Source organism: Citricoccus sp., assembly GCF_032154715.1.
GTDB lineage: Bacteria > Actinomycetota > Actinomycetes > Actinomycetales > Micrococcaceae > Citricoccus.
In genome coordinates this window covers 1-13,942 of the sequence record NZ_JALDXU010000038.1, presented here as the reverse complement: position 1 = coordinate 13,942, position 13,942 = coordinate 1, and the positions used below count along the sequence as shown (strand labels likewise).

Sequence of the window (13,942 nt, the reverse complement as noted above, 5' to 3'; positions counted from 1 at the left end):
AAGGCAGACCGACATCATGGCTATCACCACACCCACGGCGGCCAGCGACCAGCCCACCAGCGCGCGGGCCGGCGGCGCCACCCTCACCACCCGGGCCGCCGTCGCCCGGGGGCCACACGACGGCTGGCAGGTCACCGACCTGCAGCTGGACCCGCCGAAGGAGCACGAGGTCCGGGTCAAGCTCCACGCCTCCGGACTGTGCCATTCGGACCACCACATCACCGCCGGGGACGCCCCCGTCCGCTTCCCGATCGTCGGTGGCCACGAGGGGGCCGGCATCGTCGAATCGGTCGGCCCCAGCGTCACCCGGGTGAAGGCGGGCGACCGCGTGGTCTGCGCCTACATCCCGGCCTGCGGCTACTGCCGCCCGTGCTCCACCGGGCACCAGAACATGTGCGTCAAAGGCCTCAACGCCGGCACGGGCATGTTCCTGGACGACACCTTCCGCTTCCACGATGGTGACGGAGAGGACGTCGGCGGGTTCTGCACCCTGGGCACGTTCTCCCAGTACACGGTGCTCTCCGAGTACGCCGCCGTCCCGCTGCCGGATGACATCCCGTTCGAGCTGGGAGCCCTCGTGGGCTGCGGCGTTCCCACCGGATGGGGATCTGCCGTCTATGCGGCCGAGGTCCGGGCGGGGGACACCGTGGTGATCTTCGGAGCCGGGGGCGTGGGCTCCAATGCGGTCCAGGGCGCCCGCTACGCCGGGGCCAAGAACGTGGTCGTCGTGGATCCCGTGGCCTTCAAGCGGGAGTCCGCGCTCGAGCTGTTCGGGGCCACCCACGCGTTCGCCACGGCCCAGGAGGCCCATGACTTCGTGGTGGAGACCACGTGGGGGCAGCTGGCTGACAAGGTCATCATCACCGCGGACGCCGTCACCCAGGAGATGGCCAACGCCGGCATCGCGATGACCGGCAAGGGCGGCAAGCTCACCATCACCTCGGTGGGCCACCTGAACGAGCAGGCCGTGACCATCCACGCCGGACTGCTCATCAGTTACCAGCGGCAGATCCGCGGGGCCCTGTTCGGTGACTGCAATCCGTTGTATGACATCCCGAAGCTCCTGGGCCTGTACCGGACCGGAGACCTCAAGCTCGAGGAGCTCATCACCCGCAAATACACCTTGGACGAGGTGAACACGGCCTACGAGGATCTGCTGGCCGGCCGCAACATCCGCGGCATCATCGTCCACGAGCAGTAGGAGTGCGTCCATGACCCAGACCATCCTCGATCCCACCGGCAGGGGCTCCCAGCACGCGGGTGCCCCCGCGGACGCTGCCGACCCGCAGGGTCGTCCGACCCCTGAACTGGCGCCCCGGCCGGCGTCGTTGGCCGGGGCCCGGATTGGGCTGCTGGACAACACGAAGCACAACGCCCTGCTGTTCCTGACCGTGGTGGGGGAGCTCCTCGTGGAGGAGCACGGCGCCGCGTCCATCGGCATCGTGGAGACCAAGAAGAACTTCTCCATCCCCGTGGACGAGGAGATCGTCTCCCGGTACCGGGAGTCGTGCGACGTGGTCGTCACGGGGGTCGGTGACTGTGGTTCCTGCAGTGCCGCCGCCGTGGCGGACGGGATCAACTTCGAGCGGGCCGGCCTGCCGGCCGCCGTGGTCCTCACCGATGCCTTCGACATCACCGGCCGCACCATGGCCGGCGTGCAGGGGGCCCCGGATTATGAGTGGATCCGGACCGCGCACCCGATGGCCGTGCTGACGGAGGAACAGGTGCGCGAACGCGCCCGCCTGCTGCTGCCGGAGATCCTGTCCACCCTGACGGACGCCGACCAGACGAGCCGAGCATGACCGCGGCGTCCGTGCAGCACGAGCAGCACGTCCAGGCCCTGGACCCGGCCGCCGCCCAGAGTGCGATCGAGCATGCCTACGAGCAGGGGTGGACGGACGGGCTGCCCGTGGTGCCGGCCACGCAGGACCTCGTGGACCGGTTCCTCGCGGCCGCTGGCCGTCCTGCCAGCGAGGTGCTCAGCCACCTGAAGCAGGTGGACCGCACCGTGACGGTCGAGCTGCTGGCCATCAACGCCGTCATGGCCGGGTGCCGGCCGGAGTACTTCCCGGTGGTCCTGGCCGCCTGGGAGGCCCTCGCCCAGGAGCGGACCACCGGCGGTGGCGGGTGGCAGTCCACGAGTGGACCGGCCCCGTTGATCATCGTCAACGGTCCGCTGCGCCAGGAACTCGGATTCAACAGCACCGGCGGGGTGTTCGGCCCCGGGTTCCGGGCCAACGCCACCGTGGCCCGGGCGATCGGCCTCACCGTCCGCAACGCGTACGGAATCCGCCCGCACGAGCTCGAGCAGGCCACGCAGGGCCTGCCCGGGCGGTGGTCCATCTGCCTCGCGGAGAACGAGGAGGAGAGCCCCTGGGCCCCCCTCGCGGAAGACCTCGGGGTCGGCGGAAACGCCGTGACGTCCACGTTGTTGCGCACCAGCGAGTTCGTGGACAACCGGCACACTTCCGATCCGGAGCAGTTGCTGGCCGATTTCGCCGACACCATCGGCCGTTCCGGCCCGTGGATCTTCCGGAACGCCGGGGCCGGGGTGGTGCTGTGTCCCGAGCACGCCAACCAGCTGGCCACGGCGGGGTTCTCCCGTGCCGACGTGGCGGCGTGGCTCGCCGAACACTCCGGACGCACCACGGGGCAGCTGGCCGCCGTGGGTAAGGACCGGGCCAACGAGAACGGGGTCCGGTTTCCCGGGACCGACGGGGACACCGCGGACCCGGACCGGTTCCACCGCACCATCGCGGACCCGGCCTCCATGATCGTGGCCGTGGCAGGGTCCCGCAACGCCGGGATCTCCATGGTGGTGCGGTACTTCGCCGATTGGTCCGGGAAGCCCGTGGCCATCACCACCGGAACACCGCCGCCCACCGGCACGTCACCACAGAAGGATGATCGATGACCACCACAGACGTTGAGGACCGCCTGACCGGCACACCGCTCGAGGATCCGCTGGCCGCCCAGGGAACCGCCCGGATGGCCGGGCGCCGAGCCCTCATCACCGGGGCCGGACAGAATGGGGACCTGCCCGGCGTCGGGTACGGCATCGCGCGGCTCCTGGCGGCCCGCGGTGCCTCCGTGGTGGTGCTGGACCGCAGCGCCGAGGCGGCCCAGCGCACGGTCGACCGGATCACGGCCGAGGGCGGCACGGCCCACGCCCTGACCGCGGACGTGACCACTGACGCGGCGTGCGAGCGGGCCGTGACCGAGGCTGCCGGGCTCCTCGGCGGGCTGGACGCCCTGGTGAACAACGTGGCGAGCGGGGACCGGGCGGGGATCTTCGAGGTCACCCCCGAGCGGCTCGACGAGCTGATGAACATCAACTTCACCTCCGCCTGGTCCGTCACCCGCCACGCGGTGCCCCGTCTGCCCCCGGGCAGCGCCATCCTCAACATCTCCTCCGTGGGGGTGAGCGCTCGCGGACCCGGCATGCCGTACTGCGTGGCCAAGGCCGGCTTGGAGAACTTCAGCGTGGGGGCTGCCTCCACGCTCGGGCCGCAGGGCATCCGCGTCAACTGCATCGAAGTGGGCGCCATCTGGGGCTCCTTCGCCGCCGCCAATATGGACGAGCGCTTCCGCGAGGCACGCCGGGAGAGCACCACCCTGAAGAAGGAGGGCAGCGCCTGGGACATCGCCCATGCCGCCGCCTTTCTGCTCAGCGACGAAGCCCGGTGGATCACCGGCCAGATCCTGGCGGTGGACGGCGGCCCCTTCGGGCGCAGCGGCCCCGCCACCCCGCCCGTGGCCACCGTGGCCCGCTAAGGAGAGACTGACGATGACACAGCGATTGCATGAGGACCTCCCGGACACCGTGAGGGCCGTGGTCCAGACCGGCCCCAGCGCCCTCGAGATCCGGGAGTTCCCCCGGCCGGTGATCGGCCCCGACGACGGCCTGATGAGGGTCGAGGCCAACGGCATCTGCGGTTCAGACGTGGAGATCTTCCGAGGTCACCTCCAGGGCCGGTCCAGGGCGCCCTTCATCCCCGGGCACGAGCCGCTGGGCATCATCGAGGAACTCGGCGAACGTGCTGCCGAGCGGTGGGGCGTCCAGGTGGGTGACCGCGTGGCGCTCGAGGTGATCGTGCCCTGCCGGTCCTGTGCCGACTGTCTCGTGGGCCGCTACCAGGCCTGCCGCAACAAGCAGAACGGACACGGCGTCACCCCGGTGGACGTGGAGCCGTCCCTCTACGGTGGGTTCGCGGAGTACCTGTACCTCGCGCCCAACGCCGTGATGCACAAGATCGACGCATCCCTGCCGATCGACATCGCCGCCATGTACAACCCCCTGGGAGCAGGGGTCCGGTGGGCGGTGGACCTGGGCGAGGTCGGCCTGGGGGACACCCTGGTGGTCCTCGGGGCCGGCCAGCGCGGGCTGGCCGCCGTGATGGCGGCCAAGGCCGCCGGCGCACGCACGGTCATCATCACGGGGCTCGAGTCCGACCGGCACAAGCTGGTGGTCGCCGAGGAGCTCGGGGCGGACCACACCGTGGTGGTGGACGGGCCGGACGGACGGGACATCGTCGAGGCCGTCACGGAGATCACCGGGGGCCGGATGGCGGACGTCTCGCTGGACCTGACACCCATGGCCGCCGGACCGGTCACCGATGCCCTGAAGGTCGTCCGCCATGGCGGACGCGTGGTATTGGCCGGGCTGAAGGGCGGGCGCGAGATCCCCCTCAGCACGGACCTGCTGATCAACCGGGGACTCACCGTCCGGGGCGCCTACGGCGTGGACTCGGCCGCCAACGAGAAGGCCATCGCCCTGCTGGAATCCGGACGCTTCCCGCTGGAACGCCTGCACACCCACACCTTCGGCCTGGACCAGGTGGCCGAGGCCATCGAGACCCTCGCCGGAGACCGTGAGGACAAGAGCGCCATCCACGTCACCGTCCAACCCCATCTCGGCCGAACCCTTGAACCAGAGGTGGCACCGCACCTCCTGACCACGAGCCACTGAGTCGTCCCCGAACGGGAGAAGGACACCCCATGATCATTGACGCCCACGCCCACGTGCTGCCAGACGGCTACCCCGAGGACGCCCCGTCCTGCTTCCCCTCCATGGAGTCCGTGGCGGGCTCCACGGACCGCACCCTGGCCTTCGGCGAGATGCGGTTCCGGGCCAAGGACGTGTTCTTCGCCGCCGAACGGCGCCTCGAGGCGCAGGACGCCTCGGGTGTGGACCGGGAGGTGGTCAGCCCCATGCCGCCGCTGCTGAAGTACGACCTTCCTCCCGCCGACGGCCTGGCCCTGGCCCAGCACGTCAATCACTTCACCGCGGAACTGTGTGGCCATGACCCGAACCGGCTGACCGGTCTCGGCATGGTGCCGCTGCAGGACCCGGACGCCGCCACCGGCGAACTGGCCGCGATCAAGGAGGCGGGCCTGGCCGGCGTCGAGATCGCCTCGAACATCCTGGGAGACTCGATCGGGCACGAGAAGTTCCTGGGATTCTTCCAGGAGGCCGAACGGCTCGGCCTGTCCGTGTTCGTCCACGCCATGCCCTCACCCATGAACCGGCTCCCGACGTCCGCCATGGGGACCTACGTCGTGGGGGTGGAGGGCATGTTCGCGGCCGGGTCCATGGCGCTGGGCGGCACGGCCGCCGCCTGCCCGGACCTGCGCATCTCCTTCAGCCATGCCGCCGGCGGCTTCGCCATGATGCTGCCGAGGGCCAACTACTTCTGGGGCGGCGCCTGGAACGAAGGTCCGGTGGACCTGGACCGGGCCGTGATGCACGACGACGGCCCCTCGCCTCTGGAGATCGCGCGGCGGTTCTACTACGACTCGATGGTCTTCGACCACCGGGCGCTGCGCTATCTCATCGACCTGCTCGGGGCCGACCGGCTCCTGGTGGGATCGGACTTCCCCGCGATGCTCCGCGAGGACCCGGTGGCCAAGACCCTGCGTGACATGAATCTGCCCGCGGAGCAGTGGGAGGACATCAGCTCACGCAACGCTCTGCGCTGGCTGGGAGAGGGCTGACCGGTCACCTGCCCGGATGGGTTCCGGCTGGCTTTCACCCGATGGAATTCACCTGTGAGCGACTCTCTGACTGGGCCAGACTTCTTGTAAGCGAGATGTGCTATAGGTCACATCCCGGTCCTGTCGTCCACCACTGTGGGGAGTCGTCATGAGCTGTAGACCACGCCAGAAGGGCCCGCGCCGCGGGGTCCTGGGAACCGTCGCCCTGGCGGCGAGCCTGGGCCTCGTCCTCGCCGGCTGCGGAGCCGGGGATGCCGGCACCAACGCCTCGGACAACGGGGAAGCCGCGGCGGGTGAACCCCAGTCCGGTGGAGACCTGACGGTGCTCCTGGACGCCGGCTACTCCGGCGGCTGGGACACCGGGCTGGACCCGGCCACCTCCAACTCGGTCGGGGCGAACCAGTCGCTGAACTCGGCGGTCTTCGGCGGGCTGTTCACCCTCGAGGCCGATGAGAACGGTGAGAACGCGGAGATCGTTCCCCACCAGGCCGAGAGCTATGAGTTCTCAGAGGACGGGCTGACCCTGACGGTGAAGCTCCGGGAGGGCATCACCTTCTCGGACGGGACGCCCATGGATGCTGAGGCCGTCCTGTGGAACTGGATCCGCAACCTCAGCTCGGGGAGCACGGGAGCCCCGCAACTCGACCTGGCCCAGGACCTGCCGATGCCGGAATTGGACCAGCAGTTCCTGGACGACCTCTACGCGGCCCTGCCCGAGGACGTGGACCAGCAACTGATCGAGCAGCGGCTGGGAGCCATCCGTGCCGTGGATGACGTGACGCTGGAGATCGAGCTCGCCACCGCGAACGGCGCCCTCGTGAACGCCATGCCCTACAACAACCTGAATCTCATCGCCTCACCGACGGCATATCAGGAGATGGGTGCCCAGGAGTTCAGTCAGGCCCCCGTGGCGGCGGGTCCGTTCACCGTCGAGGCCAACCGGATCAGCGAACGTCTGGACCTGGACAAGAACGAGGACTACTTCAAGGAGGGCCTGCCCTACCTGGACGAGTTGTCCTTCCAGTCCGTGGCCGGCGACCAGGTCATGTACCAGACGTTGCAGGCCGGCCAGGGGGATGCGATCGAGGGCCTGAGCTCGCTGACCCTGATCGAGCAAGCCCAGTCCAATCCGCAGGTCACCACCACTCTGGGGGCGCCGACCTCTCCGTATGTGATCCAGTTGAACACCCGTCAGGCGCCGTTCGATGACCAGAAGGCCCGGGAGGCCATCTACTACGCCACGGATTTCGAGGCCATCAACGAGGGGCTCTTCGGCGGTCAGGGTGACATGTCGCAGTCCTTCACCGCCTCCGGCGGCCTGTTCTACCAGCCGGAGGTCGAGGGGTACCGCACCTACGATCCCGACAAGGCCCGGGAGCTGGTCGAGGAGATCGGCGGACTGACCGTCGAGCTGGGCACCACGGACATCGTGACCGCGCGTCAGGTCACCACCGCCCTGCAGACCCAGTGGCAGGAGGCCGGGATCGATGTCACGATCGACTCCAAGCCCCTCGGTGACGTGATCACCAAGTTCGGCACCGGGGAGTGGGAGTCGATGCTCCAGACCGCGGGCGCATGGGACCCGGCCGCCGGCATCGGCGTGGCCGTCCGCTTCGGCTCCACCTCCACGTACAGCGGGACCCCCTTGCCAGAGGGTGCCAGCACCGCGGCCGAGGCCTTGGCGGGCGGGTTGCAGACCGACCTGGACCAGGTCATCCAGGACGCCGCCGGAACGGTGGACGAGCAGGAGCGTGAGCAGCTCTACCAGCAGGCCGCGAAGATGATCTCCGACGAGGCCTACGGCCCCTTCGGCATCGCCTTCTCCCCGGCCCAGGTGGTCCGCAAGGGCGTCCACGGCCCCGGGCTCACCACTCCGATTCCGGCCCTGGCCGTCAATCCCGGGGTCATCTACGAGCGCGTGTGGGTTGAACAGTGACTGACACCGCCATTCGTTCGAGCGCGGCCCGGCCGGAGGGGGCCGATCCGTCCGGCGGGCACCGGCGCCGGGTCACCCGGGGCACGGGCGGTGGCTCACCCCTGCTGAGGCTGTTCGGCCGGCGCCTGCTCATGACCATCCCGTTGCTGGTGGCCATCAGTGTCCTGGTCTTCGTGCTGCTGGAGATGATGCCCGGGGACCCGGCTCGGAACCAGGCCGGCATGGATGCCTCCGAGGAGCAGGTCGAGGCCGTGCGCCAACGCATGGGCCTGGACCGGCCCGCCCCGGAGCGGTATTTCGGGTGGCTCTTCGGCCTCTTCCGCGGCGATCTCGGCCAGTCGTCGGTCAGTGGCCAGTCGGTGGCGGACATGATCGCCGATCGCGCACCCGTCACTCTGGAGCTGGTCGTCCTCGCCTTCGTGGTCTCCCTCGGGATCGCGATCCCGGTGGCCCTGATGGCCGCACGCAAGCCCGGCGGACTGTTCGACCGGGCCACCATGGTGGTCGCCATGACCATGCTGGCCATTCCGAACTTCGTGCTGGCCATGCTGCTCGTCCTGGTCTTCGCCATCACGCTCCAGATGCTGCCCGCCATCGGGTTCGTCCCCCTGGAGGACGGACTGGTGCCGAACCTGAGATCGGTCGCCATGCCGGTCTTGGCCCTGGCCGTCCCCCTGGCGGCCTTCTACACCCGCTTTCTGCGCGGTGACCTCGTGGAGCAGATGAACTCCGCCGACTATGTGGACACGGCCCGGTCCAAGGGCGTCCGTCCCGGCCTGGTGCTCTGGCTCCATGCCTTCCGCAATTCCTCCTTCGGGCTGCTGACCATCGTGGGCCTGAACATCGGCACCCTGGTGGGTGGCACGGTCATCATCGAGCAGATCTTCGCGATGCCGGGGATGGGCATGATGATGCTCGAGGGCGCGATGTCCCAGGACGTGGCCGTGGTGCAGATGTGCGTGTTCATCTTCGCGGCGGTGGCCGTGCTCGCCAACCTCGTCGTCGACCTGATGTACGCCGTCCTCGACCCAAGGATCCGTTATGGCAGTCACTGAAGCCCCCGCTGTCCTCGCCGCGTTGCCCGAGGCCCACGACGATTCCGACCTGCGCTGGGGCCGCCTGCGCCAACGGCTGGTGGTCGGCCTGCCGGTGGCCTTCGTCAGCCTGCTGCTGTTGGCCTGCTTCGTGGCCCCGTACGTGTTTCCCGTTCCGCCCCCGGTGGGCGGCAGCATCCTGGAGAGCGCCCTGCCGCCGGGCAGCCCCGGCCACCTGCTGGGCACGGACATCAACGGCAACGACGTCCTGGCCCGGTTGCTGCACGGGGGCCAGTCGTCGCTGATCGTGGCCATCTCGGTCAATCTCATCGGCCTCGCCGTCGGCGGGGGCATCGGCGCCCTGTCCGGCTATGTCGGCGGCCGGGTGGACAACCTCATCATGCGGGTCCTGGACGTGTTCATCGCCTTTCCCTCCCTGGTCCTCACCATCTTCATCGCCCAGGCCCTGGGCCCGAGTATCCCGAACACCATCCTGGCGCTGTCCGCCTTCAGCATCCCGGCCGTGGCCCGAGTGGCCCGCTCGGCCACGCTGAGGGTGATGACCATGCCGTACCTGCAGGCCGCCGAGCTCAGCGGAAGCCCGGCCTGGCGCATCCTGCTGCGGCACGTGGCGCCGAACATCACCCCGCAGATGCTGAACTTCGCCATGCTCGGCATGGGCATCGTGATCGTGACGGAGGGCGCCCTGAGCTTCCTCGGTCTCGGAATCCCACCGCCCGCACCGAGCTGGGGGAACATGATCTTCGAGGGCCAGCAATCCATGTCCGCCACACCACTGCTGGTGCTGTGGCCCAGCCTGGCCCTCCTGGCCACGGTGCTGTCCTTCAACCTGTTGGGTGAGAACATCCGCGACGAGATGAGTGGGCGATGAGCACGACCATGACCATCACACCAGATCCGGCCATCGCCGACGGGCTCGGCGACAAGCCGGTCCTCAAGGTCAGAGACCTGCAGGTCACGTTCACGCGGGCCGGCAAGCGCATCCGGGCCGCCAAGGGAGTGTCCTTCAACGTCCGGCCCGGGAAGATGCTGGCCATCATCGGTGAATCGGGCTCGGGCAAGTCCGTCACCGTCCGCGCCCTGATGGGCCTGTTGCCGCCCAGCGCCAAGGTCTCGGGGTCCGCGGACCTCGACGGCCGGGAACTGGTGGGCCTGAGTGACCGGAAGATGCGGCTGGTACGAGGCCAGGAGATCTCCATGGTCTTCCAGGACCCGGCGCGTTCGTTGAACCCGACCATGTCGGTGGGCGCGCAGATCGTGGAATCGGTCCGGACTCATCGCACAGTCGGCCGCAAGGACGCTGCCGAGAGGGCCATCGAACTCCTCAAGCTCGTGCGGCTGCCGGCCCCGGAGAAGCGGTTCCACCAGTATCCGCACCAGCTCTCCGGGGGCATGCGCCAGCGGGTCATGATCGCCATCGCGCTGGCCTCCGATCCCAAGGTGCTGATCGCGGACGAGGCGACCACCGCCTTGGACGTGACCACCCAGGCCCAGATCATGGAGCTGCTGGTGGACCTGCGCGAGCGGCTGGGGACCGCTGTCATCATGATCAGCCACGACCTGGGCCTGGCCGCCAGTTATGCCGACGAAGTGCTCGTGATGTACGCCGGTCAGGTGGTGGAGCAGGCGGAGACCTCGGAACTGTTCGCCAAGGTCAGGATGCCGTACACCCGCGCTCTCCTGGAGGCCATTCCCCAGGTGTCCCGGCCGTCCCACTCGGCCCTGACCGTCATCGGCGGGCACCCGCCGGATCCTTCCCAGCGGATCGAGGGCTGCCCGTTCCGGCCGCGGTGCGTCCGGGCGACCGAGACCTGTGCCACGGCGCCGGCGTTGCTGGAGCATGAGGCCGGCCACTGGTACGCGTGCTGGCATCCGGTGACCGGCGCGCTGGCCGAAGGTCCGCCGTCGGAAACCGACGGAGTACACGGTGAGGTCGAACCGGGAAAGGAGTCAGACGCATGACCACGGAGAACCGTCTCGAGGACACCGGCCCGGGAGGGCCAGAACCACTGCTGTCCGTCAGGAACATCGTCCAGGAGTTCGAGAGCCGTGGACCCGGGGGAGTGAAAGAAGGCGTGGTCCATGCCGTCTCCGACATCTCCTTCGACCTGATGCCCGGTGAGACACTCGGGATCGTGGGGGAGACCGGCTCGGGCAAGTCCACCCTGGCCCGTGCCGTGATCCAGGTCGACCGGCCGAAGTCGGGATCGGTGGTGTTCAGGGGCGAGGACCTGACCGGGCTCAGCCGCAAAGAGCTGAAGAAGGTCTGGTCCAATTTCCAGATGGTCTACCAGGACCCCTTCAGCTCACTGAACCCGAGGTGGCGGATCGAGGACGTGGTGGCCGAGCCACTGGACAGCCACCGCTCCCTGAGTCGGACGGAACGGCGGGCGAAGGTGCGAGAACTCCTGAATCTGGTGGGCCTGGACCCGGACACCTACCTGCGGCGCCGGCCCATGGAACTGTCCGGCGGGCAGGCTCAACGCGTCGCCATCGCCCGGGCGATCGCCCTGGACCCGGCGGTCATCATCTGCGACGAGGCCATCTCTTCCCTGGACGTCCTCATCCAAGCCCAGGTGATCAACCTGTTCGAGAAGCTCCGCGTGGAACTCGGACTGTCCTACCTCTTCATCGCCCACGACCTCGCGACGGTGAAGCAGGTCAGCGACCGGGTTGCGGTGCTCTATCTGGGCCAACTGGCGGAGATCGCCCCCTCGGACCGGATGTACGAGACGCCGCGCCACCCCTATACGCGTGCGCTCTTGGACTCGGTGCCCGGCCTCGACCCGGAGACCGGCGTGGCCAAGCGGCCCATCACCCTGCCCGGGGACGTCCCGAGCCCGCTGGATCCGCCCTCGGGCTGCCGGTTCCGCACTCGCTGCCCCTTTGCCCAGGAGGTCTGTGCAGCGGTGGAACCGAGGCTGGAACCGTGCTCGGGCGGCGGCTTCGTGGCCTGTCATTTCCCCCTGGACGACGACGGCCTGCCCACCAACGGCCATCCGGAGGGCGCCAGAGCTGCCCTGCCCGCGTAGCGCCTTTCGTCCGACGGAAGGTGCATGGTAGCCGCCGTCCGCCTGAGACAGACTTCCATGAAGTCAATGTGACGTGAATCACTCTGACTGATCCTCCATCACCGTCCTCTTGGGAGTCGTCATGAATACCTTGCCTCGCCGGAAGGGTCCGCGCCGCGGGCTCCTCGGCACCCTGGCCCTGGCGGCCAGCCTCAGTCTCGTCCTCGCTGGTTGCGGTGGGGGAGAACCCGATGCGGAAGGCGAAGCCGGCGAAGCCGCCGCCTCCGTCGGAGAGCCTCAGACCGGTGGTGACCTGACGGTACTGCTCGATGCCGGCTTCGCCGGTGGGTGGTCCACGGGGCTGGACCCGGCCACCTCCAATACCGTGGGCGCCAACATGCCACAGAATTCGGCGATCTTCGGCGGACTGTTCACCCTGGAGGCGGACGAGAACGGTGAGAACGCCGAGATCGTGCCCAACCAGGCCGAGAGCTACGAATTCTCGGAGGACGGGCTGACCCTGACGGTGAAGCTCCGGGAGGGCATCACCTTCTCGGACGGATCCCCGTTGAACGCTGATGCAGTGGTGTGGAACTGGATCCGTGCCCTGAGCTCCGGCAGCACCGGCACGCCCCAGCTCGACCTCGATCTCACGCGGGACATGCCGGAGCTGGACCAGCAGTTCCTGGACGACCTCTACGCGGCCCTGCCCGAAGATGTGGACCAGGCGGTGATCGAGCAGCGGCTCGGAGCCGTCCAGGCCGTGGACGACCTCACCTTCGAAATCCACTTCTCGGTGGCCAACGGTGCCTTCGTCAACGCCATGCCCTCCACCAGCCTGAACTTCGTCGGCTCGCCCACGGCATATCAGGAGATGGGTGCCGAACAGTACAGCCAGGCACCGGTCGCGGCGGGACCCTTCACCGTCGAGGCCAACCGGTTGTCCGAACGGCTGGAGCTGACCCGGAACGCTGAGTACTTCAAGGAGGGCCTGCCGTACCTGGACGAGTTGTCCTTCCAGTCCGTGGGCGGCGACCAAGTGCTGTACCAGACGTTGCAGGCCGGCCAGGGGGATGCAATCGAGGGCCTGAGCTCGGTCACGCTGATCGAGCAGGCGCAGGAGAACCCGAACCTGACCACCACTCCGGGCGCGCCGACCTCTCCGTATGTGATCCAGTTGAACACGCGTCAGGCGCCGTTCGATGACCAGAAGGCCCGGGAGGCCATCTACTACGCCACGGATTTCGAGGCCATCAACGAGGGGCTCTTCGGCGGTCAGGGTGACATGTCGCAGTCCTTCACCGCCTCCGGCGGCCTGTTCTACCAGCCGGAGGTCGAGGGGTACCGCACCTACGATCCCGACAAGGCCCGGGAGCTGGTCGAGGAGATCGGCGGACTGACCGTCGAGCTGGGCACCACGGACATCGTGACCGCGCGTCAGGTCACCACCGCCCTGCAGACCCAGTGGCAGGAGGCCGGGATCGATGTCACGATCGACTCCAAGCCCCTCGGTGACGTGATCACCAAGTTCACCAGCGGGGAGTGGGAGTCGATGCTCCAGACCGCGGGCGCATGGGAGCCCGCCGCCGGCATCGGCGTGGCCGTCCGCTTCGGCTCGACGTCTCCGTTCAGCGGCACGCCGCTGCCGGAGGGCGCGGAGACGGCGACGCAGGCGCTGGAGGAGAACCTGAACACCGAGCTCGATGAAGTGCTGACGAATGCCGCTTCCACCGTGGACCAGGAGGAGCGCGGCGAACTGTACCAGCAGGCCGCGAAGATGATCTCCGACGAGGCCTACGGCCCCTTCGGGATGGCCTTCTCCCCGGCCCAGGTGGTCCGCGAGGGCGTCCACGGCCCCGGGCTCACCACGCCCATCCCGGCCCTCGTGGTCAACAGCGGGGTCCTGTATGACCGGGTGTGGGTGGAGCAGTGACGGCAGTCCGGGG

At 68.7% G+C, this 13,942-nt stretch carries 12 protein-coding genes; all 12 read left to right on the top strand.

The window, feature by feature from the left end:
- Positions 1 to 16: 16 nt before the first annotated feature.
- Positions 17 to 1,201, top strand: coding sequence for an NDMA-dependent alcohol dehydrogenase (locus RUH65_RS08220; protein ID WP_313816867.1), 1,185 nt, complete (start codon positions 17 to 19; stop codon positions 1,199 to 1,201).
- 10 nt (positions 1,202 to 1,211) lie between these two features.
- Positions 1,212 to 1,802, top strand: coding sequence for a UGSC family (seleno)protein (locus RUH65_RS08215; protein ID WP_313816865.1), 591 nt, complete (start codon positions 1,212 to 1,214; stop codon positions 1,800 to 1,802).
- On the top strand, positions 1,799 to 2,914 hold the full coding sequence (locus RUH65_RS08210; RefSeq protein ID WP_313816864.1) for a hypothetical protein: 1,116 nt from the start codon (positions 1,799 to 1,801) through the stop codon (positions 2,912 to 2,914). The genes RUH65_RS08215 and RUH65_RS08210 overlap by 4 nt, the downstream gene beginning before the upstream one ends.
- Entirely contained in the window at positions 2,911 to 3,774 is an 864-nt protein-coding gene (locus RUH65_RS08205; protein WP_313816863.1) for an SDR family oxidoreductase, read from the top strand. The genes RUH65_RS08210 and RUH65_RS08205 overlap by 4 nt, the downstream gene beginning before the upstream one ends.
- A 13-nt stretch (positions 3,775 to 3,787) precedes the next feature.
- Positions 3,788 to 4,969, top strand: coding sequence for an alcohol dehydrogenase catalytic domain-containing protein (locus tag RUH65_RS08200; RefSeq protein WP_313816862.1), 1,182 nt, complete (start codon positions 3,788 to 3,790; stop codon positions 4,967 to 4,969).
- A 29-nt stretch (positions 4,970 to 4,998) separates the two neighbouring features.
- Entirely contained in the window at positions 4,999 to 5,994 is a 996-nt protein-coding gene (locus RUH65_RS08195; protein WP_313816860.1) for an amidohydrolase family protein, read from the top strand.
- A 148-nt stretch (positions 5,995 to 6,142) separates the two neighbouring features.
- Complete coding sequence (locus tag RUH65_RS08190) at positions 6,143 to 7,930, top strand: ABC transporter substrate-binding protein (RefSeq protein WP_313816859.1); 1,788 nt, start codon at positions 6,143 to 6,145, stop codon at positions 7,928 to 7,930.
- Positions 7,927 to 8,985, top strand: a complete 1,059-nt coding sequence (locus tag RUH65_RS08185) for an ABC transporter permease (RefSeq protein ID WP_313816858.1) — start codon at positions 7,927 to 7,929, stop codon at positions 8,983 to 8,985. Before RUH65_RS08190 ends, RUH65_RS08185 begins: the two co-directional genes overlap by 4 nt.
- The gene (locus RUH65_RS08180; protein WP_313816857.1) at positions 8,972 to 9,856 is read left to right on the top strand and encodes an ABC transporter permease; all 885 of its coding nucleotides are present in this window, start codon (positions 8,972 to 8,974) and stop codon (positions 9,854 to 9,856) included. The genes RUH65_RS08185 and RUH65_RS08180 overlap by 14 nt, the downstream gene beginning before the upstream one ends.
- An 8-nt stretch (positions 9,857 to 9,864) precedes the next feature.
- The gene (locus tag RUH65_RS08175) at positions 9,865 to 10,947 is read left to right on the top strand and encodes an ABC transporter ATP-binding protein (RefSeq protein ID WP_313816856.1); all 1,083 of its coding nucleotides are present in this window, start codon (positions 9,865 to 9,867) and stop codon (positions 10,945 to 10,947) included.
- Positions 10,944 to 12,017: an ABC transporter ATP-binding protein gene (locus RUH65_RS08170; RefSeq protein ID WP_313816855.1), complete on the top strand. Its 1,074-nt coding sequence runs from the start codon at positions 10,944 to 10,946 to the stop codon at positions 12,015 to 12,017. Before RUH65_RS08175 ends, RUH65_RS08170 begins: the two co-directional genes overlap by 4 nt.
- A 121-nt stretch (positions 12,018 to 12,138) precedes the next feature.
- Positions 12,139 to 13,929, top strand: coding sequence for an ABC transporter substrate-binding protein (locus RUH65_RS08165; protein ID WP_313816854.1), 1,791 nt, complete (start codon positions 12,139 to 12,141; stop codon positions 13,927 to 13,929).
- Positions 13,930 to 13,942 lie beyond the last annotated feature (13 nt).

Coding starts and splice junctions, on each gene's coding strand:
- RUH65_RS08220 (WP_313816867.1), top strand. CDS start 17: ATGGCTATCACCACACCCACGGCGGCCAGCGACCAGCCCACCAGCGCG.
- RUH65_RS08215 (WP_313816865.1), top strand. CDS start 1,212: ATGACCCAGACCATCCTCGATCCCACCGGCAGGGGCTCCCAGCACGCG.
- RUH65_RS08210 (WP_313816864.1), top strand. CDS start 1,799: ATGACCGCGGCGTCCGTGCAGCACGAGCAGCACGTCCAGGCCCTGGAC.
- RUH65_RS08205 (WP_313816863.1), top strand. CDS start 2,911: ATGACCACCACAGACGTTGAGGACCGCCTGACCGGCACACCGCTCGAG.
- RUH65_RS08200 (WP_313816862.1), top strand. CDS start 3,788: ATGACACAGCGATTGCATGAGGACCTCCCGGACACCGTGAGGGCCGTG.
- RUH65_RS08195 (WP_313816860.1), top strand. CDS start 4,999: ATGATCATTGACGCCCACGCCCACGTGCTGCCAGACGGCTACCCCGAG.
- RUH65_RS08190 (WP_313816859.1), top strand. CDS start 6,143: ATGAGCTGTAGACCACGCCAGAAGGGCCCGCGCCGCGGGGTCCTGGGA.
- RUH65_RS08180 (WP_313816857.1), top strand. CDS start 8,972: ATGGCAGTCACTGAAGCCCCCGCTGTCCTCGCCGCGTTGCCCGAGGCC.
- RUH65_RS08175 (WP_313816856.1), top strand. CDS start 9,865: ATGACCATCACACCAGATCCGGCCATCGCCGACGGGCTCGGCGACAAG.
- RUH65_RS08170 (WP_313816855.1), top strand. CDS start 10,944: ATGACCACGGAGAACCGTCTCGAGGACACCGGCCCGGGAGGGCCAGAA.
- RUH65_RS08165 (WP_313816854.1), top strand. CDS start 12,139: ATGAATACCTTGCCTCGCCGGAAGGGTCCGCGCCGCGGGCTCCTCGGC.